We start from the raw sequence: 24240 nt of genomic DNA, 5'->3' as shown, positions 1-24240 counted from the left end.
GGACGCTGCCGAGAAGGCCCTTGCGCCGGCCGAATACCCGGCCGCGCTGGTGGCGATCCAGCCCTCGAGCGGGGACATCCTGGCCGTGGCGCAGAACGAGGCGGCCGACGCCGAAGGCTCGCTGGCGCTGGCCGGGCGCTACCCGCCGGGGTCGACGTTCAAGATCATCACCGCGGCGGCCGCGCTGGCGGACGGCGACGTCGAGGCCGGCAGTCCGGTCGACTGCCCCGGCACCACGACGATCGAGAACCGCGTCGTGCCGAACGAAGGCCGGTTCGACCTGGGCCGGGTCCCGTTGAAGACAGCGTTCGCGAAGTCCTGCAACACCACGTTCGCCCGGCTCGCGTCCGGGCTTTCGGGATCGGCCCTGACCGACACGGCCCGGTCGTTTGGCATCGGCGCGGACTTCGTCGTCCCGGGCCTGACCACGGTCACCGGCGCGGTCCCGGCCACCGACTCGGTCGTCCAGCGCGCGGAGAACGGCTTCGGCCAGGGCACGGTGGTGACGAGCCCGTTCGGCATGGCCCTGGTCGCCGCGACCGTGCAGGCGGGGAAGGTGCCGACGCCGTCGCTGGTGAAGGGGCGGCCCGCGACGGCGCAGAACGTCGGCGACGCGCCGTCCCAGGACGTGCTCGACGCGCTGCGCGGGATGATGCGCGAGGTCGTCACGTCGGGCACCGCGACCGGGCTGCGCGACCTCCCGGACGTCGCGGGCAAGACCGGCACCGCCCAGTTCGGCGACGGCTCCCGCGCCCACGGCTGGTTCGTCGGCTACCGCGGCGACCTGGCGTTCGCGGTGCTGCTGACCGGCGCGGGATCCTCCAAACCGGCGGTTCAGGCCGCGCACCGGTTCCTGGCGGGGATCGGCTGAGCGGTGCGTCGTAAGGTGGAGGCATGTCCGTTCGTGCCCCGCTGGTGCCCGGCGTCCAGACGCCGCGCCGTGACGTCCCCAGTTCCATCGCCCGTCCCGAGTATGTGGACAAGCCGGCGCCGAAGCGGGACACCGGCAACGGCGTGCGCACGCCCGAGGTGATCGAGGCGATGCGCGTCGCGAGCCGCATCGCGGCGCAGGCGCTGGAGGAGGGCGGCAAGGCCGTCAAGCCGGGCGCGACCACCGACGACATCGACAAAGTGGTCCACGAGTTCCTGCTCGACCACCACGCCTACCCCTCGACGCTGGGCTACCGCGGTTTCCCGAAGTCGTGCTGCACCTCGCTCAACGAGGTGATCTGCCACGGCATCCCGGACTCGACGGTGCTCGAGGACGGCGACATCTGCAACATCGACGTCACCGCCTTCATCGGCGGCGTCCACGGCGACACGAACGCGACGTTCCTGGCGGGTGACGTCTCCGAGGAGGTCCGCCTGCTGGTGGAGCGCACCCGCGAGGCGACGCTGCGCGCGATCAAGGCGGTCCGCCCGGGCCGCCGGCTCAACGTGATCGGCCGCGTCATCGAGGCGTACGCCAAGCGCTTCGGCTACGGCGTGGTCCGCGACTTCACCGGCCACGGCGTCGGCCCGTCGTTCCACACCGCGCCGACCGTGCTGCACTACGAGGAGCCCTCGGTGGAGACGGTGATCGAGGAGGGCATGACCTTCACGATCGAGCCGATGATCACCCTCGGCACCATCGACTACGACATCTGGCCGGACGACTGGACCGTCACCACGAAGGACAAGAAGTGGACGGCCCAGTTCGAGCACACCCTGGTGGTGACGGCGGACGGCGCCGAGATCCTGACCCTCCCCTGACGCGAAAACGGCCCTTCCCCGGTTGAGGAAGGGCCGTTCGTCTGGGCTCAGCTGCTGGTCGCCTTCTGGTAGCAGCGCACCGAAAGCGGCACGAACACCGCCAGCAGCACCACGATCCACAGCACCGATGCCGGCACCGCGTGCTGCATCGGCCAGACGTCGTGCGCCGGCATCGCCGCGCTCGTGTTGCCGAACAGCTCCCGCGCCGCCTGGGTGATCGCCGAGATCGGGTTCCAGTCGGCGATCGCGCGCAGCGGGCCCGGCAGGCGGCCGCTGTCGACGAACGTGTTGGCCAGGAACGTCAGCGGGAAGATCGCGATGCTCGAGACGTTGTTGAACACCTCGGGCTTGCGCACGGCCAGCCCGATCGTCCCCATCACCCAGGACAGCGCGTAGGCGAACGCGAGCAGCAGGAGCACGCCGCCCAGCGCCTCGAAGACGCCGGTGTGGATGCGCCAGCCGACCAGCAGGCCGACCACGCCCATGATCAGCAGGCTCGCCACGTTGAGGATCAGATCGGCGGTCGTCCGCCCGATCAGCACCGCCGCCGGTGACATGGGCAGCGAGCGGAACCGGTCGATGATGCCCTTCTGCAGGTCGTCGGTCAGCCCGTAGCCGGTGACGATGCTGCCCATCGCCACGGCGAGGGTGAAGATCCCCGGCAGCATGAACTCGCGGTACGACATGCCGGGGATGTCGATCACGCTGCCGAACACGTACCCGAAGAGCAGCACGAACATCACCGGGATGAACACGATGGACCCGAGCAGGTCCAGCGACCGGAAGATCTTGATCGAGTTGCGCTTGGCGATCGTCACGCCGTCGGTCACGGCCATCTGCACCGCGTTCATCACACGGCCTCCTTCGCGGTCTCGGCCACCTCGTGGCCGGTGAGGGTGAGGAAAACGTCGTCGAGGGTGGGGCGGCGGACGCCGACTTCGCGGACTTCGACCCCTTCCGCGGCCAGCAGGGCGAGGGCTTCGGTAAGCGCTTTCGCGCCGTGGGTCACGGGCACGGTGAGCTGGAACGCCTCGGCCTGCGGCTCGCCGCTGGCCAGCCGGGCCAGCGTCCGTCGCGCCGTCGTGACGTCGGCGTGCGTGCCCACGGTCAGCTCGATCCGCTCGCCACCGACCAGGTCCTTGAGCTCGTCGGCGGTGCCGCGGGCGATCACGCGCCCGTGGTCGACGACGGCGATGCTGTCGGCCAGCCGGTCGGCCTCCTCCAGGTACTGCGTGGTCAGCAGCAGCGTCGTGCCGCCCGCGACCAGCTCGGTGATGACGTCCCACAGCTCGGTGCGGGCGCGCGGGTCGAGCCCGGTGGTGGGCTCGTCGAGGAACAGCACCGGCGGGTTCGCGACGAGCGCCCCGGCCAGGTCGAGCCGGCGCCGCATGCCGCCGGAGTACGTCCGCACCGGCCGGTCGGCGGCGTCCTCGAGGCTGAACCGGGCCAGCAGCTCCCGGCCGCGGGCCTTGGCCCGCTTGGTGCCCAGGTGGTAGAGCCGCCCGACCATCTCGAGGTTCTCCGCCCCGGTCAGGTGCTCGTCGACGGCGGCGTACTGCCCCGACGCGCCGATGTGGGAACGCAGCTCGTGCGCGTCCCGCACGACGTCGAACCCGGCGACCGTCGCGTGGCCCGCGTCCGGCTTCTGCAGGGTGGTGAGGATCTGGACGGTGGTGGTCTTGCCGGCGCCGTTCGGCCCGAGCACGCCGAGCACGGTGCCCTCCGGCACCGCCAGCGACATGCCGTCGAGCGCGGTCACGCTGCCGTACTTCTTGACGAGTCCTTCGGCCACGATGGCGTCTGACATCGGATTCCCCTTCTGTGTCAGCGAATTCAGGACCGGCGGACGACGATGTCGCCGGTGTAGGAGCGGGCGCGGACCTCGACGGTCTCGTCGGTCTGCCCGGGACCGTCGGCCGCGGTGAGCGAGTTGTGCACCCGGCCGGTGAGCGAGTTGAGGGTCAGCCAGGCGGCGCTGCCCTCGCGGATGCCGACCTCGATCTCGCCGACCGCGGTCTCGAGCACGACGGTGTCGCGGATGACCTCGCCGATCCGGACGTCACCGGCGGCGGTCTTGGCGTTCACGGCCGTGTGCGCGACGTCGACGAGGATGTCGCCGTTGGCCGAGTTGACCCGCAGGTCGCCGGTCACGGTGCCGACCCGGGTCTCGCCGCTGGAGTTCTTCAGCACGGCCGAGCCGTCGATCTCGCGGATGCGCAGGTCGCCGGTGCCGGTGCTGAGCTCGGCGTGGTCGGACGCGTGCTCGACGGTGACGTCGCCGAGCGCGGTGACGGCCTCCAGCCGGGTCGTCCGCTCGAGGTGCAGGTTGCCCATCGACGTCTTGAACCGGCAGTCGCCGAGCGACCCGGTGGCCCGGAAGTCGCCCATCGCGGTGGTGCCGCGGATCCGGGAACCGGTGGGCAGTTCCACCGACACGACGATCGAGCCGCCCTTGCCGAAGAGCTTCGTGTAGTACTTCGGGCCCTTGACGAGCAGGGCGCCGTCGGAGAACTCGACCTGGGTCTTCTTGACCGCGGCGACGTCGTCGCGGTCGTGCGGGTCCACCGGGAGGATCTCGACGACGGTGTCGTCGCGGTCGCTGGCGGCGATCCGGACGTCGGCGGCGCTGGCGTCGATGGTCGCGGTGATCGGGCCGGGGGTGGCGAAAACGGGCATGGCTGCGCCCTCCTGGGGTGCGTCGGTGGCGTCTCCGCAGGTCGGAGACGTGAAGGGAAGAGCGGTGGTTACCGGACCCAGCCGGTGTAGTTGTCGCCGTAGAGCGAGGTGCGGCGCCGTGGGGCGCTCTTGTCAGGCCCGAGCCCGGCGCTCGCCGCCCGGACGAGCCAGGCGTTGGTCGAGATCCGCTCCTTGGCCGCCGCCTCCTCGACCCGCTGCTTGAGCTGTTCGGGCAGGCGGAGGTTGATCCGGGCGACCGCGCCGTCGTCGGCTTCCAGCGGCGGCGCGAGTGTCTCCTGGGGTTCCGGCTCGGGTGCCGTGGGTACCGAGACGGCGAACTCGGCGTCCCGCCGGCGGAGGCGGACCTCGACGGAGCCGGGTGCGAGGTCGCGGGTGATTTCGTCGGCTGCGGCCGAAAGCGCGTCGAGCAGGGTCAGCCGGATCGCCGACTCGAGCGGCGCGGTGAGCCGCTCGGCGAGGGCGACGGCTTCTTCGCCCGCCGCTTCGGCGGCGACCGCGAGCTCCCGCCGGAGTTCGTCCACGAAGGGCGTCAGGTCCATGGCACAACTATGGCGCCATCGTGGCACCACGACAACCCTGAATTGGCACCCTTAGGGGTCGCCTGTGGTGCCAAACTGGGTAAAAGTCCAGCTCAGGCCGTTTCGATCCGGGACAGCAGCTCGTCCAGGAACCCGCAGGCCTCGGCCGCGGCCCGGTCCGCGTCGCGGTCGGCGATGGCGTCCGCGAGGCCTTCGTGGCCGATCTCGGGCATGTGCCCGGCCCCGGGCGTGATGCTGGACGTCGCCGCGACGCTCGCCGTGATGACCTCGGTCAGCCCGCGGTACAGCTCGGTGAGCAGCCCGTTGTGGCTGCTGCGGACGACCGCGCAGTGGAACTCCGCGTCGGTGCGCGCGAAGTCCGGCCAGCGGCCTTCCTGCAGTTCGACCTCGCGGCGGGCCAGCAGCGCGCGCAGCTCGGCGACGTCCTCGTCGGTCCGCTCGGCCGCGGCGAGCCGGGCGCCCTCGACCTCGAGGGTGCGCCGGACCTGCAGGACCTCGCGCAGCTCGTCGCCGCACAGCCGGCGGATCGCGCCGGACACCTCGCTGGTCGCGCGCACGTAGGTGCCGTCACCCTGGCGGACCTCGAGGATCCCGGTGTGCGCGAGCGCGCGCACGGCTTCGCGGATGGTGTTGCGGCCGACGCCGAGCTGTTCGCCCAGCTCGACCTCGGTGGGAATGCGCTCGCCGATCGGCCATTCGCCCTGCGTGACCGCGGTCCGCAGCTGGTCGATGACTTGGTCGACGAGGCCTGCCCGCCGGGTGGTGGCCAGAGGCACAGGAGTTATCCCTTCATCCAATCATCCTACGTATGCGATAGTAGCTGGTATGCCCGTCGAATCCCGTGAATCAGCACTCGAACCCGAACTGGACGGCGCGATCGAGACGCGCACGCCCGGCGTGGTCGCCGGCGGCGCGCTGCTCGCGGTCGCCGTGGTGCTGACGGCGCTCAACCTGCGTCCGGCCATCACCGGGGTCGGCCCGATGCTCGCCGAAATGCGCGCCGGCCTGGGTGCGTCCGTGGTCTGGGCGGGTGTGCTGACGACGTTGCCGACCCTCTGCTTCGCCGGCGCCGGGCTCGCCGCGCCGCTGCTCGCCCGCCGCGCCGGCATCGGCGCCGCCATCGCGGTCGCGTTGACCGCGCTCGCCGCCGGGCTGGTGCTGCGCGTGCTCGACGGCCCGTACGTGGTGCTCGGCGGGACGCTCGTGGCCACCGCCGGGATCGCCCTGATCAACGTGCTCATCCCGGTCGTCATCAAGGGCTCCTTCCCGGCGCGCATCGGCCTGATGACCGGCGTCTACACCGCCGCGCTGCAGGGCGGCGGCGCGCTCGGGTCGGCCGTGACCCCGCAGCTGGGCGACGCCTTCGGCGGCTGGCGCCCGGCGCTGGGCAGCTGGGCGGTGGTGGCCGTCGTCGCGCTCGCCGCGTGGATTCTCGCAGCCCGCGGCACCGGCCGGGCACCGCGGCACACCGAGGCCGCCGAGGGCGCCGAGGGCGGCCGCTCGCTGCTGCGCAACCGGCTGGCCTGGATCGTCACGGTCTTCTTCGGTCTCCAGGCCTTCTACGCCTACGCGGCGATGGGCTGGTTCCCGCAGGTCCTGATGGACGCCGGGGTGTCGCGTGACGACGCCGGCCTGCTGTTCGGCCTGGTCTCGCTCATCGCGGTGCCGATCAGCTTGGTCGTGGCGCCGATGGCGGCCCGGCAGCGCGGCCAGGGCGGGTGGATCGTGCTCCTGGGCCTGTTCGGCCTCGCCGGCACGACCGGGCTGATGCTCGCCCCGGCGTGGTCGCCGCTGCTGTGGAGCCTGCTGATCGGCCTGGGGATGAGCGTCTTCTCGCTCGCCCTGACGGTCATCGCGCTGCGGGCGCGGACCGGCGCCGACACCGCCCGGCTGTCCGGGATGGCGCAGGGCTTCGGGTACCTGTTCGCCGCGCTCGGCCCGTTCCTGTTCGGCCTGCTGCACGACGCCGCGGGCGGCTGGACGGTCCCGCTGGCGATGCTGCTGGGCCTGCTCGTGGTCCAGATGGTCTTCGGTGCGCTGGCGGGTCGGCACCGGTTCGTCTGATTCTTAACAGTTAATGCCGGTTCGCGGCGGTTAGGCGGCTTAAGATCGGCCGATGGCGGTTCCGTCGCCGGCCCTCGGGACGTTGCTGCGCACCGGCCCGTTCGACGCGGCCCTGCGCGCGGCGATCCGCGCCCGCGGGCTGAGCCTCGACCGCCTGCGTGAACACCTGCACGCCCGCGGCGTCTCGGTCACGACGGCGACGTTGAGCTACTGGCAGTCCGGCCGCAGCCGCCCGCAGCGGCGGGACTCGGTCCGCGGGGTACGGCAGCTCGAGGTCGTGCTCGACGTGCCGCCGGGGTCGCTCGTCGCGCTGCTCGGCTCGCCGCGGCCGCGGCGCTCCACGGCCGCCGAGATCGGCCGGTTCTGGCCGGACGGCGGGCGCATCGACGCCGCGGTGTCCGATGTGGACACCCGGTGGGACGAGCGGCTGACCCGGATCAGCCAGCACGACGTCGTCACGGTGGGGCCGGATCGTGAGGAGCTGGCGTTCCATTCGCGGCAGGTGCTGCGCGCCGAGGCGGACGGCCCGGACCGCTGGGTGGTCATCCTGCACCTCGACGAGCACGACCGGCCGCTGCCGGAGGTGCGGTCGCTGCGGGGCTGCCGGGCCGGGCGCAGCGTGCACAAGCCGGAAGACGGCCTGCTCGTCGTCGAACTGCTCTTCGGCCGCCCGCTCGTCCGCGGCGAAACGGTGATCACCGAGCACACGCTCGTGAACCGCGCGCCGTACCCGCTGGCCACGAACTACGAACGGAAGTTCCGGCTCCCGGTCCGCGAATACGTGGTCGAAATCCGCTTCGACCCGGCCGCGGTTCCGCCGGTGTGCCGCCGTTTCGTCGAACGGGACGGGCAGCCGGCCGAATACACCGACGTCGTCCCGGAATCCGGTGCGGTTCACGGAGTAGCGCTCACCTTCGGCCCCGGCCGTTACGGTTTCGACTGGGAATGGGACGCCAGTTAACTGTTAAGGCCCTGCGGATCTTCAATTCGGTGTTTCCGGCGATCTACCGTTTGCGCATTCCACTCCCCGAACCGAGGAGAAAGCATGCGCAGGATCGTTTCCGCCGCGAGCGTGGCCGCGCTGGCCGCGCTCGGACTGGGCTTCCAGCCCGCTCAGGCAGCGCCTCCGGCACCCCCGGTCCATCCCCAGGCCGAGGTCGACGGCGTGGCCGCCGCGTTCGGCCTGTCCGCGGATCAGGCCCAGGCCCGCCTCGCCGCCCAGGACGGCGCCCACCGCCTGGCCTCGGCCCTGCCCGCCGCCGTCCGGCAGCAGTCGGCCGGGCAGTGGTTCGACGCGGCCACCGGGAAGCTGACCGTCGCCGTCACCACTCAGGCTGCCGCCGACCAGGTCCGCGCCACCGGGGCCGCGGCGCAGGTCGTGGCCCGCAGCCAGGCCGAGCTGGACCGCACCGACGCGGCCGTCCGCGCGCTGGTCGGCCAGGGTGTGCCCGGCGTGTACGGCTGGGGCGTCGACGTCCGCGGCAACGAGGTCGGCGTCTCCGTCGACCGGACGAAGAAGACCGCCGCCACCGAGAGTTTCCTTTACCGCGTCAGGGAACTCGGCGTCCGGATCACCGAGACGACCACCTCGCCGAAGCAGCAGTCGGGCACGATCCAGACCGGCAACCCGTGGTGGCCGGGCAGCGAGTCGAACTGCTCGGTCGGCTTCCCCGTCACGGATTCCGCCGGCGCCAAGCACTTCCTCACCGCGGGCCACTGCACGAACGACCGCGACCAGGCCGCCTACGGCGCGTCCGGCCAGCAGAACAAGGTCGGCACGTCCAACGTCGGCGGCACCCACAGCGTCAACGGCCAGGAAGGCGACATGGGTGTCGTCGCGGTGACCGAGGCGGGCTGGAACCTTTCCGCGTCGGTCAACACCTGGGGCCAGCCGGCGGTCACGCTCTCCGGCGCGGCCGAGGCCATGGTCGGCGACAGCGTCTGCCACTCCGGCAACACTTCGCACTGGCAGTGCGGCGAGGTGAAGTACACGCACAAGTCCGCCGACTACGGCAACGGCCTCATCATCGGCGACCTGACCTGGACTACGGCGTGCTCGCTCGGCGGCGACTCCGGCGGCGGCTGGCTGCTCGGCACCCAGGCCACCGGCCTGCACGACGGCGGCCCGTCGCAGTGCGTCCAGAACCCCGGCGACGGCGACATGTCCCTGTTCCAGCCGGTGATCGAAGCGCTGAACAAGTGGCAGCTCACGCTGGTGACCAGCGGCGGCACCGGCGACACGACGGCGCCGAGCGCGCCCGCCAACCCGCGTTCCACGGGCACGACGTCGAACAGCGTCTCGCTCGCCTGGGACGCCTCGACCGACAACACCGGCGTCACCGGCTACGACGTCTACAACGGCTCCACGCTCGCCACGAGCGTCGCGGGAACCAGCGCCACGGTCTCCGGGCTCACCCCGGACACGGCGTACTCCTTCACGGTCAAGGCGAAGGACGCCGCCGGGAACGCTTCGGCGGCGAGTGCCGCGGTGTCGGCCCGGACCCAGCCGGGCAGCGGCGGCAACCGCACGCTGACCAACGACACCGACTACGCGATCCGCGACTACCAGCAGGTGTTCAGCCCGATCGGCTCGACCCTCACCGGCAGCGCGCCCGCCGCTATCGGCGTCTCGCTGACCATCCGCCACACGTGCGCCGAAGACCTCGGCATCACGCTGCTCGACCCGAAGGGCAAGGCGTACGCGCTGAAGTACAGCGGCGGCAGCACCTGCACGCCGTGGAGCGGCCCCCGGACGTTCACCGTGCCCGCCGCCGCCTCCCCGGCCGCCGGTCGCTGGCAGCTGCGCGTGACCGACTACGGCGCCGGCGACACCGGCACCCTCGACACCTGGTCGATCACCCTCTGAAAGCCGTGAATGTCGCATTGAGGGACTTAGAGTCCCTCAATGTGACATTCACGGCTTTGGGTCAGTCCAGGGGCAGGTTGAGCAGCGCGTTCTCGACCAGCTCCGGCATGGCCGGGTGGATCCAGTACTGCCCGCGGGCCATCGCGTGCGCGTCCAGGCCGAAGCTCATCGCCTGGATCAGCGGCTGGATCACCGAGGACGCCTGCGGCCCGATGATGTGCGCGCCCAGCAGCTGCCCGGTCGCGGGGTCGGCGAGCAGCTTCGCGAAGCCCGTCGTGTCCTCCATTGCCCAGCCGTAGGCGATCCCGGCGTAGTCCTGCTTCGACGTCACGTACGAGACGCCCTTTTCGCGCGCCTTCTGCTCGGTGAGCCCGACGGAGGCGACCTGCGGGTGGGTGAACACGGCGTGCGGCACGAACCGGTGGTCGGCCTTGATCCGCTCGTCCGGGTGCAGCAGGTTGTGCTGCACCACGCGGGATTCGTGGTTCGCGACGTGCTTCAGCTCGTGCGGCGAGGAGAGGTCGCCGAGCGCGTAGATGCCCTCGACGACGGTCTCCTGGTAGTCGTCGACCACGACGTGCCCACTGTCCATTGTGGTCACGCCGGTGGCGGCGACGTCGAGGGTGTCGGAGTTCGGCTTGCGCCCGGTCGCGACGAGCAGCAGGTCGGCTTCGACGGTCTCGGCGCCCTGCGGCCCTTCGAGATCCAGGGCGACGCCACCGGCCGTCTTGCGCGCCCGGACGGTCTTGCGCTCCAGCCGGACGTCGAAGCGTTCCGAAGCCAGCTCGGTGAAGCGGGCGCTGACGTCCTCGTCCTCCGAGCGCAGCAGCCGCGCGGACCGGTTGACCAGTGTCACCTGCACGCCGAACGACGCGAAGACGTGCGCGAACTCGGCCGCGATGTAGCCGCCGCCGAGGATGACGATCCGCTCGGGCAGCTCGTCGAGCCGCATCACCGTGTCGGAGGTGTGGTAGCCCGTGTCCTCGATGCCGGGGATGTCCGGGATCACCGGGCGCCCGCCCGCGGCGAGCACGAACTTGTCGGCGGTCAGCACCTCGTCGGGGCGGCCGTCGGCGAAGCTGACGCGCAGCTCCTTGAGCCCGGTGAACCGGCCGGTGCCCTCGTAGACGTCGACGTTCTTGTTGTCCTCGTGGCTGCGCCGGTACTCCGCGCCACCCGCGGCGATCGGGTCGATGCGCCCGAAGATCCGGTCGCGGATGTCGCGCCAGCGGACCCCCTTCAGCTCCTCGTCGACGCCGTAGCGCGCGCTCTCGGCGGGCGTGTACGCGACGTCGGCGGCGTAGACGAACATCTTCGTCGGGATGCAGCCGACGTTCAGGCAGGTCCCGCCGAAGGTGCCCTTCTCCACGATGGCCGTCTTCTTGCCGGCGAAACCGGGCCCGAGGATCGAGTTCCCCGATCCCGTGCCGACGATCACCAGGTCGTAGTGGGGCACTTCATCCTCCGCGGGGCTCGTTCCGGACCGTTCACCCTAGCCAACCGACGTCGTGAATCGAGTGTTCCCGCGTGTGCTTAACGTCGTATTACGTGCTCAGTACCCGTCAATGCCCGGTCGCCGTGAAGTGCATCCGGTCCTTCGGGCTGGTCCACGCGCCGCCCCAGCTCCAGCCGGCCGCCGCGAACGCGCGGACGGTGGCGTCACCGGCCAGGACCATGCCGGGCCGCGCCCGCGAGCGGTCGACGTAGGCCGAGGCCAGCTCGGGCAGCACCAGGTCGCCCTGGGTGTAGGGGTTGCAGAACGGGTTGACGTCCACCGCCAGCCCGTAGGCGTGCGCCGACCAGTTGGTCTGGCCGCGCGCCGGGCGGCAGACGAACGCGCTGGTGGAGTTGCCGTCGCCGGTCGGCGGCAGGGTCAGCTCGGCCGGGCTGGTGACCCGCATCTCCTCGAGGGGGAAGTGGCGGGCGAAGAGCTGCCCGAACACCTTCGTGATCGCGGCGGCGCCCTTGGCGTTCACCAGCATCTCGCCGGTGTGCGCGCGGCCGTCGAAGCCCCAGAACGCCATCGTGAGGTAGCGCAGGTCGGCCGCCTGCACCGGGCAGGCGGCCTGCCAGGTGCTGCGCGCGAGGACGGCGGCGGGCACCGCGCTGATCGTCGAGGCGTAGGCGTTCCCGGGCGGTGGGGGAAGGACGTCTTTTGTCGGAAGTGCCCGGTTCACCAGTTCGGGTGGCGTCGGTTCGACCTCGCCGAAGCCGTCCGGGCGGCGGGGGAGCGGCCGGGCACCCACCTGCCAGGTGACGGCGGGCGCGCTCGACGTCGCCGGCGGCGTCGTTTTCACCGGGGAGGGGGGTTTGGACACGGTCGTCGTGACCGGCGTCGCGGCCACGGGCTGGGGCGTCGAGGGCGGTTCCGACGTGCACGCGCCCAGCGTCAGAGCCATGACCGCCCCGAGCGTCGCCGTCGCTGTCCGTCGCATTCCGCAATCCTGACATAAACGTTCGGTGATCGCGGAGTCCACCCGTTTCAGTGACACCGCTTCGGGCTCACTCCGTTTAGGGTATTCAGGGCCACCTGTTCACGCTGTGGAGTCGCGTGAGTGCCGTGCGCAGTACCTTGGTTTTGCTTCGAAGAGGGGAACGACCCATGTCCGTGAAGTCCCGCCGATCCCTGCTGCTCGTGAGCGGCGCGCTCCTCGCGGTCGCGGCGGTCGCCGTCCCGGTCGTGGTGAACACGGCTTCGGCGGACCCGGCGTCCGCCAACCAGCCCCGGATCGTCGGCGGCAACAAGGCCTCGCTCGACGACCACCCGTACGCGGTGTACCTCACCGACCCGGGCGGCAACCAGTACTGCGGCGCGGTGATCGTCAGCTCCACGGCGGTCGCGACGGCGGCGCACTGCGCCAAGGCGGTCGCGAAGCAGGACGTCCGCGTGGTGGCCGGTCGTGAGGACAAGCGCACCAGCGACGGCCAGGTGCTGAGCGTGTCGAAGATCTGGATCAGCAAGGGGTACAACGACCCGACGCAGGGCAACGACGTCGCGGTGCTGACCGTGCGCGGCCAGCTCGACTACCGGCCCGCGAAGCTGCCCGACAGCGGCGACTCGGCGTCGTACCGCGAGGGCACGCAGGCGACGGTGCTCGGCTGGGGCCGCGTCGCCGACGGCGGCGACCGGTCCGACTACCTGCGCAGCGCCCAGGTCCCGGTGATCGGCGACAAGGACTGCACCTCCGACTACGACGTCTACGACCCGAAGACCATGGTGTGCGCGGGGTACGCCGACGGCGGCGTCGACGCGTGCCAGGGCGACTCCGGCGGCCCCCTGGTCGTCGGCGACACGCTGATCGGGCTCGTGTCCTTCGGCGACGGTTGCGGCAAGGCAGGCAAGCCGGGTGTCTACACGCGCGTTTCCGCGTACGTCGACGACATCCAGCAGCAAGCCAACCCGCGACTCCTCGGCTGAGCGTGGTAAGCAGGGGTATGCCGACCCTGCACGACGCGACCGGCCCCGAGCTGACCGCCGCCCAGCTGCACGACATCCTGCGCCTGCGGGTGGACGTCTTCGTGGTGGAGCAGAAGGCCGCCTACCCCGAACTCGACGGCCGCGACCTCCTGCCGGACACCCGGCACCTCTGGTTCGCCGACGACAACGGGGTCACGTCCTACCTGCGAGTCCTGCTGGACCCCGGCGGTATCCGCCGCATCGGCCGCGTCGTCACGGCCGCCCAGGCCCGGGGGCAGGGCCTGGCCGCCCGCCTGATGGACGCGGCGCTGACCATCCCCGGCGAATACGTCCTGGACGCCCAAACGTACGTCCAGGGTTTCTACGCGCGCTACGGCTTCGTCGCCGAAGGCCCCGAATACACCGACGACGACGGAATCCCCCACATCCGCATGCGCCGCCCCGCCTGACCCGACGCCGTGTCGTCCACCCAGGTGCGCGTGTCGTCCACTCAGGTACGCGTGTCGTCCGTCCAGGTACGCGAACCGACCGTTCCGGTACGGCTCAGTCGGCCGCACCGCGCGGCGCGGTCGCCGTGATCACCTTCACGGCACGGTCCACATCGGACTCCGTGAGGTCGGCGCGGACCGTCAGCCGCAGCCGCGAAATGCCGTCCGGCACCGACGGCGGCCGGAAGCAGCCAACGCGGATTCCCTGCTCGGCGCAGGCCGCGGCCCACGCGACGGCCGTCTCGGCGGACGGCGCCTGCACCGAGATCACGGCCGCGTCCGGCAGGCTCGCCTTCAACCCCGCGGCCTTGAGCTGCATCGCCAGGTTCCCGGCGTTCTCCTGGACCTTCTCCGCCAGCCCCGGCTCTTCCTTCAGCGCGTGCAAGGCGGCGAGCGCGGCGGCGGCGCTGGCGGGCGCGAGCGCCGTGTCGAAGATGAAGCTGCGCGCGGTGTCGATGAGGTGCTTGATGACCCGGCGCGGCCCGAGCACGGCCCCACCTTGCGCGCCGAGGGCCTTCGAGAGGGTCAACGTCGTGACGACGTCGGGGGCGCCCGCGAGCCCGGCCGCGTGCACCGCGCCGCGCCCGCCCTCACCCAGGACGCCGAAGCCGTGCGCGTCGTCGACCAGGAGGCCGGCGCCGTGCTCGCGGCAGATTCCGGCCAGCTCGCCGAGCGGGGCGAGGTCTCCGTCCACCGAGAACACCGAGTCGGTCACGACCAGCGCCCGCGGCTTGCGCCGGGTCGCCAGGGCGTGCTTGATCGCCGACGGCGTCGCGTGCGCGACCGCGGCGATGTCGGCCCGTGAAAGCCGGCAGCCCTCGATGAGCGACGCGTGGATGTACTTGTCGGTGACGATCGCGGCTTCGCTGCCGGACAACGCCGTCACCGCGCCGAGGTTGGCCGTGAAGCCGGACGAGAACACGAGCGCGGCCTGCACCCCGCAGAACCGGGCGAGCTCCATCTCGAGCTCGGTGTGCAGCTCGGTCGAGCCGGTCACCAGCCGTGAGCCGGTCGAGCCGGCGCCCCACCGCAGCGCGGCGGCCGCGGCGGCCCCGGCGACGCGCTTGTCGTGGGCCAGCCCGAGGTAGTCGTTCCCGGCCAGATCCAGCTCGTCGGTCTTGGCGGGCCGTGGTCGCAGCTGCCGCACCAGACCCGCGCCCGCACGCTTCTCCGCCTCGACGTCGAGCCAGTCGAAAACCTCTTCGGGCGGAAGTGTCGGCGGCGTAGTCACGTCCCGCAGTCTCCCATCCGGACCTCGCCCGGCCGTGCAGCGGGCCGGGAAACGCCGGAAGCCCCGGACCGGCGGGTGCCGGCCCGGGGCTTCCGGGGGAAATCAGCTGTCGTAGCCGCGACGCGGGCCACGGCTCGGGCGGCCGTAACCGCCGCCACCGCTGCCCGAGCGGGGCTGACGGCCGCGGCCGCCGAAGCCGCCGGGACGTCCTTCGCGCGAACCCTGGCCGTAACCGCCACGGTCGCCGCCGCGCTCACCGCGGTCGCCGCCGTAGCTGCCACCGCTCGTGCCGCGGTCGCCGCCCTGGCTGCTGCCACCGCGGTAACCACCACGGCTCGAGCCGCCGAAGCTGCCGCGGTCGCCGCGGTAGCCACCGCCGCCACGACGCGGGTTCTCGCGCCGACGCTCGATGACCGGCTCGCCACTGGGCTCGCGGGCACCGGTGATGCGGTTCAGGGCTTCGTCACCCGGGCGGACCATCGTGGACTCGGCGCGGACGCCGGCCCGGTCGGTCATCCGCTTGACCATGCGGCGCTGGTCGTTGGTGACCAGCGTGACGACGACACCGGACGCCCCGGCGCGCGCCGTGCGGCCCGCGCGGTGCAGGTAGTCCTTGTGGTCGGCCGCCGGGTCGACGTGCAGCACCAGCGAGATGTCGTCGACGTGGATGCCGCGCGCGGCGACGTCCGTGGCGACCAGCACCGGGGCGTGGCCTTCCTTGAAGTCGGCGAGGACGCGGTTGCGCTGCCCCTGCGTCTTGCCGCCGTGCAGCGCCTGCGCGTTCACGCCCTGCTCGCGCAGCCGCTCGGTGAGGCGGTCGACGTGGTGCTTGGTCCGCACGAACATGATCGTGCGGCCCTCGCGGGCGCCGATCTGCGTGATGACGTCCTGCTTGTCCTGGTGCGACACCTGGAGCACGTGGTGGTCCATCGTCGTCACGCTCGCGGTCGACGGCGCGACCGAGTGGGTGACCGGGTCGCTCAGGTACTGCCGCACGAGGCGGTTGACGTCACCGTCGAGCGTCGCCGAGAACAGCAGCCGCTGCCCGCCCGGCGGGGTGAGGTCCATGATCTCGCGGACCTGCGGCATGAAGCCCATGTCCGCCATCTGGTCGGCCTCGTCGAGCGCGATGAAGTTGCAGTCGCCCAGGTGCGCGGTGCCCTGCCGGACGTGGTCCGACAGCCGGCCCGGGGTGGCGATCAGCAGGTCGACGCCACGGGAGAGCGCGTCGGCCTGGCGGGCGAAGGCCATGCCGCCGACGGCCGTGCGGCACCACAGGCCGAGGGACTTGGCCAGCGGGGTCAGCGAGTCGGCCACCTGCATGGCCAGCTCGCGGGTCGGCACCAGGATCAGCGCGCGGGGGCGCTTCGGGCGGGCCTTGCCGTCGGCGAGCCGGGCCAGCATGGCCAGGCCGAAGGCGAGGGTCTTGCCGGAACCGGTCTGGGCGCGGCCCAGGACGTCGCGGCCGGCCAGTGCGTCCGGGATGGTCGCGGACTGGATCGGGAAGGGGCTCGTGATGCCGGCCTCGGCCAGCGCGCGGAGCAGCGGCTCCGGCAGGCCCAGCTCGGCGAAGGTCCTGGTCGCCACGGTCTCGACGGTGTCGTCGCGCAGCGTGTCGCCACCGGCGGGGCGCTGACGCGGCCGACGGTCGGGACGGCCCGCGTGCGCGGACGTCGAGGAGGGACCAGAGTTGAACGTGACTGTCACAAATGCCTCTCGGACGTGGTTCGTCACAAGGAGGCCCGGGCTCCCCGCGCGCAGGCAGGGCAAGATGGTGTGCGGTGGGCGTTCACAGGGACGGACCCCGGCACACTGTGTCTTGTCTCTTTTCGGACACTGCGCGCCGCTTTTTGGGATTACGGTGGGATTGCGGATCACCGCGAGCCTTCGGTGGCTCTGGAGGCGACGGACACCAACTCATCCACGCCGCCGGTTGCGGTCTGTACATACTGTACCTGAAGGGGAGCTGGTCCTCCGCATCGAGGTAACCGGTTGTGGGCGGCGTCGCAGACGTGTTTCACGCCACACCCGCGACGCCGCCGGGTGATCACCCGATCCCGGCCGCCGCCACGAGTTCCGCCAGCAGCTCATCGGTCCTGGTGACGTGCTCGCCGAGGCCCCGGCCGTGGAACCAGCCGGCCAGGTTGCGCACGTCCCGGGCCAGGAATTCGACCCCGCCCGGGTTGGCCGCGACGTCGACCACCTGAGGCAGGTCGATCACCACCAGCCGCTCCTCGTGCACGAGGACGTTGTACGCCGAGAGGTCGCCGTGCGCGAGGCCCTCGGAGGCGAGCAGCTCCAGCGCGGAGGTGGCCTGGACCCAGAGGTCCGCCAGTTCGTCCGGCTCCGGGCGCACCTGCGCCAGCCGCGGCGCCGCCGTCCCGTCTTCCTCGCCCAGGAACTCGAGCAGCAGCTCGGTCCCGTTGCGCTGCACGGGGTACGGCACGGGCGCGCCGAGCGTCCACAAGCGACTCAGCGCGGCGAACTCCGCGACCGCCCACTGCTCGGCGATCAGGTTGCGGCCGAACGCGGTGCGCTGCGCCATCGCCCGGGTCTCGCGGGAGCGGCGCATCCGCCGTCCCTCGAGGTAGCCCGCGTCGCGGTGGAACAGCTTGTGCTCGTCACTGCGGTAGCGCTTCGCGGCGAGCAGCGTGCCGGGGGTGCCGGGCAGGCCGCGCCGCAGCAGGTGGACGTCGGCCTCCTTGCCGGTCTTGAGGACGCCGAGATCGGTGTCGACCGCGGCGAGCTCGGTGACGACCCAGTCCGGCCGGGGGAGCGGGCCGTGTTCGGCGTCGTCCCAGGTGGACCAGCGGTCGGCCCCGTCGGGCAGCTGGTTTTCGGTGTAGGCGTCGTCGCGCAGTTTCGCGAGCCGGACGCGTTCGCCTTCGGTGAGCCGGCCGCTGCGGGTCGGTTCGGGTTCGTCGTCGAACCGCGCACGACGGGAGAACCGCGGGTGGTTCTCGTCGAGCCGCGCCCGGCGGCGTGGTGGGTGGTCTTCGCCGCCGAGCTGTCCGCGGCGGCGTTCGTCGAAGTCTTCGAAATCGTGCAGGCGCACTGGTGGGTTCTCCTGGGTTCAGGGGTGCCCCACCGGGCGCGTGCTCAGCCTCGGGGGGCGGGTGGGCTTGGGCGCGGACGGGCCCGCACAGTCATCACCACAGGCACCTCCCCGCTCTCTCGCACACCGGCTCCCTGCCGGACGTCACCACAGCTTGCCGCGACGTCCCGGCGCCGCGCAACCGAATAGCGCGAACGGTCCGTTCGTGCCCTTTCCTTGAATTCCGGGTGCCGCCGTGGTCACGATGATCAGGCAGGCCGAACGCGGCCGGACGAGGAGGAGCGGATGGAGTCCTACGACGTCGTGGTCGTCGGAGGCGGGCACAACGGGCTGGTCGCGGCGGCCTACCTGGCGCGGGCGGGCCGGTCGGTCCTCGTGCTGGAGCGGCGCGGCGAGACCGGTGGTGCCGCGGTGTCGTTCCGCGCGTTCGAGGGCGTCGACGTCCGGTTGTCGCGCTACTCGTACCTGGTGAGCCTGCTGCCCAGGAAGATCATCGCGGACCTGGGCCTCGACGTGGCGCTGCGGCGGCGCCGGATGTCGTCCTACACGCCGTCGGGCGACTCGGGTCTCCTTGTCGACACGGGCGACGAAAGCCGGACGGCGGCGTCGTTCCGCGCGCTCACCGGGTCCACATCGGACTTCGCGGCGTGGCGCCGGTTCTACGAGCTGACCGGGCGGGTCGCCGAACGTGTCTTCGGCACGCTCACCGAGCCGCTTCTGTCCGAAGTGGACTTCCGGGACCGGGTGGGTGACGCCGGCGCGTGGTCGATGCTGTTCGAGCGGCCGATCGGCGAGACGCTCACGTCGTGGTTCGGCGACGACACGGTCCGCGGCGTCGTGCTGACCGATGCCCTGATCGGCACGTTCGCCGCGGCGGGGGCTGAGGACCTCCGGCAGAACCGCTGCCTGCTGTACCACGTGATCGGCAACGGCACGGGCGACTGGGACGTGCCCGTCGGCGGCATGGGCGCGGTCACCGGCTCACTGGCCGCCGTGGCTTCCGCGGCGGGCGCGAAGCTCGTCACCGGTGCCGAGGTGCTGGCGATCGACCCCGGCGGCGAGGTGCGCTACCGGCGCGGCGACACCGAGCACATAGTGCGCGGCGGCCACGTCCTGGCGAACGTCGCGCCGCCCACGCTGGCGCGGCTGCTGGGCGAGGAACCGGCGGAGCGGCCGGAAGGCGCGCAGCTCAAGGTGAACATGGTGCTGTCGCGGTTGCCGAAGCTGCGTGACCCCGGCGTCGACCCGGCCGAGGCGTTCGGCGGCACGTTCCACGTCAACGAGACCTTCAGCCAGCTGGAAACGGCTTATCGCGAAGCGGCGGCGGGGGAGATCCCCGCGCTGCCGCCGTGCGAGATCTACTGCCACTCGCTGACCGACCCGTCGATCCTCGGTCCGGCCGAGCGGGCGGCCGGCGCGCAGACGCTGACGTTGTTCGGCCTTCACATGCCTTCGCGGCTCTTCGAGGGGCGCAACGACGAAGCCCGCGAAGAGGCGTTGCGCGCGACGCTGGCTTCGCTGAACAGCGTGCTGGCCGAGCCGATCGAGGACTGCCTGCTGACCGGCCCCGGCGGAAACCCCTGCGTCGAGGCGAAGACCCCGCTGGACCTGGAAGCCGAGCTCGGACTGCCGGCCGGGCACATCTTCCACCGGGACCTGGCGTGGCCGTTCGCGGACGATCCGGCGCTAGCCGGGCGCTGGGGCGTCGAGACGCCGCACGAGCGCGTGCTGCTGTGCGGCGCGGGAGCGGTGCGGGGAGGTGGTGTCAGCGGCATTCCGGGTCACAACGCGGCGATGGCCGTGCTGGGTTGCTGATCGCCCGCGCTAGATGACGGGCGGGCGGCGGACGTCGTAGAGGTCCCAGTCCAGCTGCCAGAACGCGTCGATGCCGTGCTCGCGGATGAAGGTCCGCTCGGTGTCGTGCACGGGGTAGCAGCCGGCGATGCTGATCGGCGCGCCCCCGATGTCGATCAGCGTGTACTGGTGTGCGTCGAGGCCGGCGGGCGCGGACACGGCGAAGGCGGTCATGTCGGACTCCGGGGCGATCGGCTCGCCGAAGTCGATGGTGTCGCCGTAGACGAACGGGCAGGTCCCGCGTAGCTGTTCGGCGAGGTAGGCGATGGCCAGCGCCCAGATCGGGTCGTCCGAGCGGACGCTGATCCACAGCTCCGGCTTCATCCCGTGCCAGTCGGCGTGGTCGGCGAGCGAGAGACCGTAGGTCGCGCCCGTCAGGTAGCGCGGCTCGGGTTCGTCGGCGTAGACGAGCGAGATGACGTCGTCCAGGCCGCTGTGGGTGGACGGGATCGGCTGCAGCCGCGGCTCGGTGCTCCCGGTCAGGGTGTCGAGGTGAGCGACATACCGCTCGGCACGGCTCGGCATGGCGTGCAGCCTACGGCCGACCGGGCGCCCGCGCGGCGAAGCCGGGTCGCCCGGGCGCGGCACGTTCGGGCAGGGTGGGGAGCATGCGAGTGCTCGTGATCGGAAGCGGAATCGGCGGCGCCGCGACGGCTTACCACCTGGCGGGCCGGGGTGCGGAAGTGATCGTGGCGGACGCGGCGCGTCCCGGGACGGCCACCGAGGCCGGCGCCGGGATCGTCAGCCCGTGGACGTCGCGCTGGGAAGACGCCCTCTATCCGCTGGCGGCGGCCGCGGGCCGCCACTACCGGGAGTTCACGGCGGAGCTGGCCGAGCTGGGTGAGGAGTCGTCGTTCGAGGTCGTCGGCGGGATGATCGTCTCGGCCGAGGAGCCCGAGCTGGCGGCGGCGCAGGAGCGGCTGGCCGCGCGGGCGGCGGACGCGCCGGAGGTCGGCGAGGTCCGGCGGCTCGACCCGGCGCAGGCCCGGGAGCTGTTCCCGGCGCTGGCCCCCGAGCTGGGCGCGGTCCACCTGTCCGGCGCAGGCCGCGTCGACGGGCACCAGCTGCGCCGGGCCCTGCTGTCGGCGGCCGGGCGCAGGGGCGCGAAGTTCGTCGAAGGCGAGGTCGCCTTCCGCGCCGATGGCACGGTGGCCGGTGAAGGCGGCCCGCTCGAAGCGGACAGCGTGGTGGTCGCGGCCGGCGCGTGGAGCCGCGAGCTGCTGGCCCCGCTCGGCGTCGACGTGCCGGTGACGCCCCACCGCGGCCAGATCAGCCACTTCGACCTGCCGGGCACGGACACCGCGGCCTGGCCGGTGGTCCTGCCGCGCACCAGCCACTACCTGCTCGCCTTCGGCGGCGGCCGGGTGGTCGCGGGCGCGACCCGCGAGGCCGAGGCCGGCTTCGACTACCGGGTGACGGCCGCCGGCCAGCGCGAGGTGCTGGACAACGCCCTGACGATCGCGCCGGGCCTGGCAGACGCCACCCTCGCCGAGACGCGCGTCGGCTTCCGCCCGGGCACCCCCGACGGCCTTCCGATCCTGGGCCGCGTCCGCCCCGGCCTGACGATCTCGACGGGCTTCGGCGCCGGAGGCCTGACGAACGCCCCCTTCGCCGGAAAGCTGGTGGCGGCGGTCGCGCTGGGCGAGGACCCGGGCTTCGACCTGACCCCGTTCTCCCCGGACCGCTTCTAGCCTCGGCCGGCGGCGCCGGGCCGCTTCTAGTCTCGGTCGGCGGCGCCGGGCCGGTTCTAGTCTCGGCCGGCGGCGCCGGGCCGGCTTCTCGCACCAGAACGGCCGCCCCCGCCGGGCCAGGCCGATCCCGGCGGGCTCGAAAGCCGGCCGCCGTTCGGCAGCGTCCGGCGAGCGGCTTTCGCCGGACTGGTTGCGGGCATCACCGGCAGCGCCGGGGCGCGGGCGGCGATGGGGCCGGCGGTCCGCACGGGCCGGGTCGGCATGCCGCGAACTCGTGGAGCCCGGCGCGGACCGGTAGCGCCCGGCGCGGACCGGTAGCGCCCGGCGCCTGGCCGCGGCTCCCCGCGGCGCGAGCAGGTAACCTCCAGCGCCTGGTCCGGCTTCGTACCACGTCGCCTGGTCGAGGCCGGGTCTGGTTGCGATCTGCCGCCGCGGTGCAGTGGTGAGGCTGGTCGTCAGCCTTCGGTGACCAGGTCCAGGGCGTGGTCACCGGTGCGTTCCACCGTCAGGCCCGCCTTCCGGATCACCTTGGCGAGCTGGTCCACAGTGGACGGTTCGGCGCGGGTGACGGCCAGCACGTGGGCCAGGCGGCCCTTGTACGCCTTGTTGAAGTGGCTCACCGTCACGCGCTCGCCCTTGGCGTTCTCGGTGACCACGCGGACCGTCACCGCGTCCGGGCGGAGTTTGGCGAAGGCCGAGTACGTGCCCGAGCGGAGGTCGACCACCAGGCCTTCGATGTTCTGCAGCACCGGCTCGAGGGCCGGCTTCCACATGCCGCGGATGGTGCCGAGCGCGGGCAGGGAGTTGCCGCCGGAGAGGCGGTAGGCCGGAATCGGGTCGGTCGCCGAGACCACGCCGAACAGCGAGGACGTCACCGCCAGCCGGCGGTGGGCCTTCTCCAGGCCCGCCTTCGTGAAGCTCTTGACGTCGAGCGCGTCGTACAGGACGCCCGTGTAGCGGCGCAGGGCCGGCATCGTCGGGGACGTCCACAGCTGCGCGTTGCGCGTGACCTCCCCGGCCTGGCGCTCGGTGATGCCCAGGACCGCGATGCTGGCCTGGACGTCGCCCGCCAGCTCGACGAGCGCGTCGGCGATCTTCGTGCGCGTCGGGTTCAGCTCGGGGAACGACAGGGCGGCGTGGTCCAGCGGGGCGCCGCGGCCGCCGTCGGCCTTGGTCTCGGAAGGGGGGAGGAGCACCAGCACGCACTGAGCGTAAATCGGGATGCGTGGCCGGTGGCGCGCGGCCTAGCCTCGGCGCATGGCCCTGACCTGGCGTCCCCTCACGCTCGACGACGACGCGGCCCTCGCCCGGCTCTACGCGGCCGCCGAGGAAGTCGACCGGACGGGTGAGCACTTCAGCACCGAGGACCTGCGCGAGGAGCTCGAAGGTCCCAACATCGACCTGGCCGGGGCCACCACCGGCGCCTGGGACGGCGACCGGCTGGTTGCCTACGGCCTCGTCCGCCGCCGCGACGCCGCGAACCCGGTGCACATGATCCGGCTCCAGTCGGTCGTGCACCCGGACCACCGCGACGACACCGTCGGCGCGCACCTCGTCGACTGGTTCACCCGGACGAGTCACGCGGTCCACGCACGCGCCTTCCCGGACGCGCCGCTCGAACTGCACCACGGCACCCACCAGAACGAACGCTGGATCGCCGGCGTGCTCGCCGCGGCCGGCTACGAGCACCGGCGGACGATGGTGACCATGCGCGTCGGCCTCGCCGGCCTGCCGCCGCAGCCGCCGCTGCCGGAGGGTGTCGTGCCGGTTCCGTTCGACTTCAAGTACGACCTCGCGGCGCTCGACGCCCGCAACGACACCTTCGGCGACCACTGGGGCAGCACCGCCTACGAGCCCGGCGCCTGGCGCCACCTCGTCACCGGCTCCAAGGACTTCCGGCCGGACCTGTCGTTCCTCGTCCTCGACGACGACAAGGTCCTGGCCTTCGTGCTGAGCCACTTCTACGCCTCCGAAGCCGAGGTGACCGGCGTGCGCGAGCACAACGCCACCTGGGTGGGCACGCGCGAGGTGCTGCGCGGCCGCGGTGTCGCGTCCGGCCTGCTCGGCCACACCCTGCTGGCGGCGGAGGCGGCCGGGTTCGACCGGTCGGCGCTGAACGTCGACGTCGACAACGCGCACCGCGCGCTCGGGGTCTACGAGCGGTGCGGTTACCGGGTCGCCGACGAATGGCACGTGTACGTCAAGCCGGTGGCACGAGGTTGAGCAGCTCCTCGCCCCGCACGTACCGCCGCAGCTGCTCCCCGGCCAGCTTCTTGGCGCGCGGGTAGAACGACGCCGAGCCGCCGGCGATGTGGGGCGTCAGGACCACGCCCGGGACCGTCCACAGTGGATGGTCCGACGGCAGCGGTTCCGGGTCCACCACGTCGAGGGCGGCACGGAGCCGCCCGGCGCGCGTCTGGGCGAGCAGGGCGCCGGTGTCGATCGCCGTGCCGCGGCCGACGTTGACCACCAGGGCGCCGTCGGGGAGCGCGGCCAGCTCGGGGGCTCCGAGCAGGCCGCGCGTCGCCGGGGTGTCCGGCAGGACGAGGACCACGATGTCGGCTTCGGGCAGCAGCGAGGGCAGC

The 24240-nt window shown here is 72.3% G+C and carries 23 protein-coding genes; 10 read left to right on the top strand and 13 right to left on the bottom strand.

The genetic code is table 11. The features are described from left to right. Together ACGFMK_RS43320 and map are read left to right on the top strand one after the other, a co-directional pair. Nucleotides 1–871 (top strand): penicillin-binding transpeptidase domain-containing protein (locus tag ACGFMK_RS43320; RefSeq protein ID WP_392775947.1); only part of this gene is annotated, 871 nt, incomplete at its 5' end. A 23-nt stretch (nucleotides 872–894) separates the two neighbouring features. Then, a complete protein-coding gene (gene map, locus ACGFMK_RS43315) occupies nucleotides 895–1752 on the top strand; it encodes a type I methionyl aminopeptidase (RefSeq protein ID WP_392775944.1) in 858 nt (285 codons plus the stop codon). Nucleotides 1753–1799: 47 nt separating this feature from the next. Here the strand turns inward: map and ACGFMK_RS43310 are convergent, their stop codons facing one another. The 5 genes from ACGFMK_RS43310 to ACGFMK_RS43290 form a co-directional block, all read right to left on the bottom strand. Then, nucleotides 1800–2603, bottom strand: a complete 804-nt coding sequence (locus ACGFMK_RS43310) for an ABC transporter permease (protein ID WP_392775941.1) — start codon at nucleotides 2601–2603, stop codon at nucleotides 1800–1802. Next, on the bottom strand, nucleotides 2603–3559 hold the full coding sequence (locus ACGFMK_RS43305) for an ATP-binding cassette domain-containing protein (protein WP_392775938.1): 957 nt from the start codon (nucleotides 3557–3559) through the stop codon (nucleotides 2603–2605). Before ACGFMK_RS43305 ends, ACGFMK_RS43310 begins: the two co-directional genes overlap by 1 nt. 26 nt (nucleotides 3560–3585) lie before the next feature. Next, nucleotides 3586–4428, bottom strand: coding sequence for a DUF4097 domain-containing protein (locus ACGFMK_RS43300; protein WP_392775935.1), 843 nt, complete (start codon nucleotides 4426–4428; stop codon nucleotides 3586–3588). Between the two features lie 68 nt (nucleotides 4429–4496). Next, nucleotides 4497–4988, bottom strand: a complete 492-nt coding sequence (locus ACGFMK_RS43295; RefSeq protein WP_392775932.1) for a toxin-antitoxin system HicB family antitoxin — start codon at nucleotides 4986–4988, stop codon at nucleotides 4497–4499. Between the two features lie 92 nt (nucleotides 4989–5080). Beyond that, a complete protein-coding gene (locus ACGFMK_RS43290; protein WP_392775929.1) occupies nucleotides 5081–5764 on the bottom strand; it encodes a FadR/GntR family transcriptional regulator in 684 nt (227 codons plus the stop codon). A 49-nt stretch (nucleotides 5765–5813) separates the two neighbouring features. Between ACGFMK_RS43290 and ACGFMK_RS43285 the strand changes: the two genes are divergently transcribed. The 3 genes from ACGFMK_RS43285 to ACGFMK_RS43275 all read left to right on the top strand — a co-directional run bounded on the left by ACGFMK_RS43285 (nucleotide 5814) and on the right by ACGFMK_RS43275 (nucleotide 9918). Beyond that, the gene (locus ACGFMK_RS43285) at nucleotides 5814–7052 is read left to right on the top strand and encodes a CynX/NimT family MFS transporter (protein ID WP_392775927.1); all 1239 of its coding nucleotides are present in this window, start codon (nucleotides 5814–5816) and stop codon (nucleotides 7050–7052) included. A 52-nt stretch (nucleotides 7053–7104) separates the two neighbouring features. Then, on the top strand, nucleotides 7105–8013 hold the full coding sequence (locus ACGFMK_RS43280) for an XRE family transcriptional regulator (protein ID WP_392775924.1): 909 nt from the start codon (nucleotides 7105–7107) through the stop codon (nucleotides 8011–8013). A gap of 84 nt (nucleotides 8014–8097) precedes the next feature. After that, complete coding sequence (locus ACGFMK_RS43275) at nucleotides 8098–9918, top strand: proprotein convertase P-domain-containing protein (protein WP_392775923.1); 1821 nt, start codon at nucleotides 8098–8100, stop codon at nucleotides 9916–9918. Nucleotides 9919–9979: 61 nt separating this feature from the next. Here ACGFMK_RS43275 and ACGFMK_RS43270 read toward each other — a convergent pair whose 3' ends face one another. After that, the gene (locus ACGFMK_RS43270) at nucleotides 9980–11374 is read right to left on the bottom strand and encodes a mycothione reductase (RefSeq protein ID WP_392775920.1); all 1395 of its coding nucleotides are present in this window, start codon (nucleotides 11372–11374) and stop codon (nucleotides 9980–9982) included. Between the two features lie 106 nt (nucleotides 11375–11480). Beyond that, entirely contained in the window at nucleotides 11481–12353 is an 873-nt protein-coding gene (locus tag ACGFMK_RS43265; RefSeq protein ID WP_392775917.1) for a M15 family metallopeptidase, read from the bottom strand. Nucleotides 12354–12520: 167 nt separating this feature from the next. Between ACGFMK_RS43265 and ACGFMK_RS43260 the strand changes: the two genes are divergently transcribed. Continuing rightward, nucleotides 12521–13336, top strand: coding sequence for a S1 family peptidase (locus ACGFMK_RS43260; protein ID WP_392775914.1), 816 nt, complete (start codon nucleotides 12521–12523; stop codon nucleotides 13334–13336). 17 nt (nucleotides 13337–13353) lie between these two features. Continuing rightward, a complete protein-coding gene (locus tag ACGFMK_RS43255; protein WP_392775912.1) occupies nucleotides 13354–13785 on the top strand; it encodes a GNAT family N-acetyltransferase in 432 nt (143 codons plus the stop codon). Nucleotides 13786–13879: 94 nt separating this feature from the next. On the opposite strand, the gene ACGFMK_RS43250 is transcribed toward ACGFMK_RS43255, so the two are convergent. The 3 genes from ACGFMK_RS43250 to ACGFMK_RS43240 all read right to left on the bottom strand — a co-directional run bounded on the left by ACGFMK_RS43250 (nucleotide 13880) and on the right by ACGFMK_RS43240 (nucleotide 18110). Continuing rightward, a complete protein-coding gene (locus ACGFMK_RS43250; protein WP_392775910.1) occupies nucleotides 13880–15055 on the bottom strand; it encodes an 8-amino-7-oxononanoate synthase in 1176 nt (391 codons plus the stop codon). A gap of 102 nt (nucleotides 15056–15157) precedes the next feature. Then, nucleotides 15158–16762 carry a DEAD/DEAH box helicase gene (locus ACGFMK_RS43245; RefSeq protein ID WP_392775907.1) on the bottom strand — a complete coding sequence of 535 codons (1605 nt, stop codon included), beginning with the start codon at nucleotides 16760–16762 and terminating at the stop codon, nucleotides 15158–15160. Nucleotides 16763–17102: 340 nt separating this feature from the next. Further along, nucleotides 17103–18110: an RIO1 family regulatory kinase/ATPase gene (locus tag ACGFMK_RS43240; RefSeq protein WP_392775903.1), complete on the bottom strand. Its 1008-nt coding sequence runs from the start codon at nucleotides 18108–18110 to the stop codon at nucleotides 17103–17105. Nucleotides 18111–18395: 285 nt separating this feature from the next. Here ACGFMK_RS43240 and ACGFMK_RS43235 point away from each other — a divergent pair, with 285 nt between their 5' ends. Next, complete coding sequence (locus ACGFMK_RS43235; protein ID WP_392775900.1) at nucleotides 18396–19925, top strand: phytoene desaturase family protein; 1530 nt, start codon at nucleotides 18396–18398, stop codon at nucleotides 19923–19925. 9 nt (nucleotides 19926–19934) lie between these two features. On the opposite strand, the gene ACGFMK_RS43230 is transcribed toward ACGFMK_RS43235, so the two are convergent. After that, nucleotides 19935–20489: a suppressor of fused domain protein gene (locus tag ACGFMK_RS43230; RefSeq protein WP_392775897.1), complete on the bottom strand. Its 555-nt coding sequence runs from the start codon at nucleotides 20487–20489 to the stop codon at nucleotides 19935–19937. Nucleotides 20490–20572: 83 nt separating this feature from the next. Between ACGFMK_RS43230 and ACGFMK_RS43225 the strand changes: the two genes are divergently transcribed. After that, nucleotides 20573–21655, top strand: a complete 1083-nt coding sequence (locus ACGFMK_RS43225; protein WP_392775894.1) for an NAD(P)/FAD-dependent oxidoreductase — start codon at nucleotides 20573–20575, stop codon at nucleotides 21653–21655. A gap of 455 nt (nucleotides 21656–22110) precedes the next feature. Here the strand turns inward: ACGFMK_RS43225 and yaaA are convergent, their stop codons facing one another. Beyond that, a complete protein-coding gene (gene yaaA / locus ACGFMK_RS43220) occupies nucleotides 22111–22857 on the bottom strand; it encodes a peroxide stress protein YaaA (protein WP_392775891.1) in 747 nt (248 codons plus the stop codon). A gap of 55 nt (nucleotides 22858–22912) precedes the next feature. Between yaaA and ACGFMK_RS43215 the strand changes: the two genes are divergently transcribed. After that, nucleotides 22913–23878, top strand: a complete 966-nt coding sequence (locus ACGFMK_RS43215; RefSeq protein ID WP_392775888.1) for a GNAT family N-acetyltransferase — start codon at nucleotides 22913–22915, stop codon at nucleotides 23876–23878. On the opposite strand, the gene ACGFMK_RS43210 is transcribed toward ACGFMK_RS43215, so the two are convergent. After that, nucleotides 23856–24240 (bottom strand): NAD(P)-dependent oxidoreductase (locus tag ACGFMK_RS43210; RefSeq protein ID WP_392775885.1); only part of this gene is annotated, 385 nt, incomplete at its 5' end. The genes ACGFMK_RS43215 and ACGFMK_RS43210 overlap by 23 nt on opposite strands.

The sequence above is a fragment of the Amycolatopsis sp. NPDC049252 genome, assembly GCF_043197175.1.
Lineage (GTDB): Bacteria > Actinomycetota > Actinomycetes > Mycobacteriales > Pseudonocardiaceae > Amycolatopsis.
Note: the sequence above shows the minus strand (reverse complement) of the source record. Positions and strands in the feature narration are given on the sequence as shown.

Excerpts from the sequence above, each read along its gene's own strand:
- map (WP_392775944.1), top strand. The coding sequence starts at position 895 with ATGTCCGTTCGTGCCCCGCTGGTGCCCGGCGTCCAGACGCCGCGCCGT.
- ACGFMK_RS43310 (WP_392775941.1), bottom strand. The coding sequence starts at position 2,603 with ATGAACGCGGTGCAGATGGCCGTGACCGACGGCGTGACGATCGCCAAG.
- ACGFMK_RS43305 (WP_392775938.1), bottom strand. The coding sequence starts at position 3,559 with ATGTCAGACGCCATCGTGGCCGAAGGACTCGTCAAGAAGTACGGCAGC.
- ACGFMK_RS43300 (WP_392775935.1), bottom strand. The coding sequence starts at position 4,428 with ATGCCCGTTTTCGCCACCCCCGGCCCGATCACCGCGACCATCGACGCC.
- ACGFMK_RS43295 (WP_392775932.1), bottom strand. The coding sequence starts at position 4,988 with ATGGACCTGACGCCCTTCGTGGACGAACTCCGGCGGGAGCTCGCGGTC.
- ACGFMK_RS43285 (WP_392775927.1), top strand. The coding sequence starts at position 5,814 with ATGCCCGTCGAATCCCGTGAATCAGCACTCGAACCCGAACTGGACGGC.
- ACGFMK_RS43280 (WP_392775924.1), top strand. The coding sequence starts at position 7,105 with ATGGCGGTTCCGTCGCCGGCCCTCGGGACGTTGCTGCGCACCGGCCCG.
- ACGFMK_RS43275 (WP_392775923.1), top strand. The coding sequence starts at position 8,098 with ATGCGCAGGATCGTTTCCGCCGCGAGCGTGGCCGCGCTGGCCGCGCTC.
- ACGFMK_RS43265 (WP_392775917.1), bottom strand. The coding sequence starts at position 12,353 with ATGCGACGGACAGCGACGGCGACGCTCGGGGCGGTCATGGCTCTGACG.
- ACGFMK_RS43260 (WP_392775914.1), top strand. The coding sequence starts at position 12,521 with ATGTCCGTGAAGTCCCGCCGATCCCTGCTGCTCGTGAGCGGCGCGCTC.
- ACGFMK_RS43255 (WP_392775912.1), top strand. The coding sequence starts at position 13,354 with ATGCCGACCCTGCACGACGCGACCGGCCCCGAGCTGACCGCCGCCCAG.
- ACGFMK_RS43235 (WP_392775900.1), top strand. The coding sequence starts at position 18,396 with ATGGAGTCCTACGACGTCGTGGTCGTCGGAGGCGGGCACAACGGGCTG.
- ACGFMK_RS43230 (WP_392775897.1), bottom strand. The coding sequence starts at position 20,489 with ATGCCGAGCCGTGCCGAGCGGTATGTCGCTCACCTCGACACCCTGACC.
- ACGFMK_RS43225 (WP_392775894.1), top strand. The coding sequence starts at position 20,573 with ATGCGAGTGCTCGTGATCGGAAGCGGAATCGGCGGCGCCGCGACGGCT.
- ACGFMK_RS43215 (WP_392775888.1), top strand. The coding sequence starts at position 22,913 with ATGGCCCTGACCTGGCGTCCCCTCACGCTCGACGACGACGCGGCCCTC.